The organism is Pseudonocardia hydrocarbonoxydans (assembly GCF_006539565.1).
GTDB lineage: Bacteria > Actinomycetota > Actinomycetes > Mycobacteriales > Pseudonocardiaceae > Pseudonocardia > Pseudonocardia hydrocarbonoxydans.
Window position 1 is genome coordinate 1 of record NZ_BJNG01000050.1, and the last position, 2,028, is coordinate 2,028.

At 74.5% G+C, this 2,028-nt stretch carries 3 protein-coding genes; all 3 read right to left on the minus strand.

Annotated features, from left to right (window positions below; genetic code table 11):
• Positions 1-38 precede the first annotated feature (38 nt).
• Positions 39-566, minus strand: a complete 528-nt coding sequence (gene ectA / locus PHY01_RS24260) for a diaminobutyrate acetyltransferase (protein WP_141282286.1) — start codon at positions 564-566, stop codon at positions 39-41.
• A 218-nt stretch (positions 567-784) separates the two neighbouring features.
• Complete coding sequence (locus tag PHY01_RS27260) at positions 785-931, minus strand: hypothetical protein (protein ID WP_218030319.1); 147 nt, start codon at positions 929-931, stop codon at positions 785-787.
• The gene (locus PHY01_RS24265; protein WP_218030321.1) at positions 901-1,959 is read right to left on the minus strand and encodes an MFS transporter; all 1,059 of its coding nucleotides are present in this window, start codon (positions 1,957-1,959) and stop codon (positions 901-903) included. The genes PHY01_RS27260 and PHY01_RS24265 overlap by 31 nt, the downstream gene beginning before the upstream one ends.
• Positions 1,960-2,028: the final 69 nt, after the last annotated feature.

The following is a 2,028-nucleotide window of genomic DNA, read 5'->3' on the forward strand; positions in this document are numbered from 1 at the left end:
GGTCCTCGAACACGGTCATCGTCGTCATCATCCTCGCGTCAGCGTCGGTCGTTCAGGTGCATGGGCCCGATCCGGTAGAGGAACTCGGGGTCGTGCTCCGCGCCCAGCTCGGCCGGGCCGAACAGCGCGGTCCGTTCCATCGGGGCACCGGTCCGCTCGGCCAGCCCGGAGAACATCGCGAGCGACGCCGCGTTGTCGTCGGTGACGGTGGTCTCCAGGTACGGCACGCCGACCCGGGCGACCAGGTCGTCGAGCATCGTGGCCGCCGCACGGCGCCCGCGCGCCGCCTCGTCGACCGCGACCTGCCAGACGAACAGGGTGTCGGGCCGCTCGGGCCGCAGATAGCCGGTCACGAAGCCGACGACCCGGTCGTCGAGCCGGGCCACGATCGAGGTGGCCGCGAAGTCGCGGCACCACAGGACGTAGGCGTAGCGGGAGTTGACGTCGAGCGCGCGCGAAGCGGTGGCGATCTTCCAGAGGGCCACGCCGTCGGCCGTGGTGGGGACCGAGGTCGTCGTCCGAGCGCCGCTCCCGGTTTCCGGTTCGATCGACCCGAGTGCGGACATGGCCAGGAAATCTACAGGTAAAGAGCCCGCCGGACAGGGGGACGACGACGGCGACGACCCCTTCCGCGGAAAATCTGTGACCGCGGTCACTATTCCGTTTGGCGGACGGCACCTCCGGCTACCGCCCCGTTCACGCTGCTCCGGACGCGTGCCGCCCCGGCCCCGGACACCGTGCCGAGGGGGTCGCCGCGGCGTCCGCGAGGTCGGTCACAACTGCATCACGCACGCCGCGCCAGGCTCGCGAAGGCACCCGACGCGAGCAGCGCGACCAGTCCGGAGAACACGACGGCGGTGGGCAGGAGACCGAACGCCGTGGCCCCCGCCCCGACGCCGATCACCGGGATCGAGATGGCGACGTACAGCACGAGGAAGTAGCTCGACGACACCTCGCTGCGCCGCTGCGCGGGGGCCGCCCCCGTGACGGACTGCAGCCCCGCGCGGAAGCTCGCGCCCTGCCCCAGCCCGGCCACCACCGCCCCGGCCAGCAGCACCGGCAGCGACGCCGCGCCGACCCCGGCCCCGACGACCGCGGTCCCGGCGGCCAGCGCCAGACAGCCGCCGAGCAACGAGGTGCGCAGCGGGAGCCGGGCCGAGAGCAACTGCCCGCCGTCGAGCTGCCGAGCAGGGAGAACACCACCAGGCCGGAGAGCAGGTGGCCGGGCTCACCCAGGACCTCGGCGACGAACAGCGGCGACACGGCCGCGAAGAGGCCGAGCACGGCGAAGCCCGCGAACCCCGCGATCGCGGCCGGCACGAACACCGGCCGGACCTCGGCGGGCACCGACAGCCGCTGGAGCTCCAGGCGCACCGGCCGCCGGTCGCGCGCGACCGGCTCCGGCACGGCGCACACGGCGACGGCGGCGAGGACCACGGCCCCGAGGTGCACCAGGTAGGGCAGCACCAGCGGGTGGGGGGCCAGGTCGGCGAGCGCGCCCGCGACGACCGGCCCCAGTCCGAGGCCGAGCGTGGTCACCGCGGCGGCGAGCAGCCCGGCCCGGTCCCGCCCGGACGGCGGCGCGAGGTCGACGATGGTGGCCGTCGCGACCCCGGTGAAGATCCCGACCGAGAGCCCCGACAGCAACCGGCCGGCGAACAGCGCGGCCAGGCTGTCCGGGACGAGCAGCACCAGCGAGCTCGCCGCGGCGAGCGCCAGGCCGGGCAGCAGCACCGGCTTGCGCCCGATGCGGTCCGACAGCCGTCCGAACAGCAGCAGCGCCGCCAGCACCCCGACCGCGTAGGTCGCGAACACGACCGTCACCATCAGGCCGTCGAGACCCAGCTCCCGCTGGTAGATCGGGTAGAGCGGGGTCGGCAGGGTGGCGCCGAGCGTCGTCACGAGGAACGCACCCGCGACCAGCAGGCCGGGCGCGGTCCTCGTCCGGACCTGCTGCACACCACCGACCCTAGGTCGCGCGGCGGTGCGCGGCCGCACGGGCGGGCTCGAACTCGAAGCCCGCTAGGG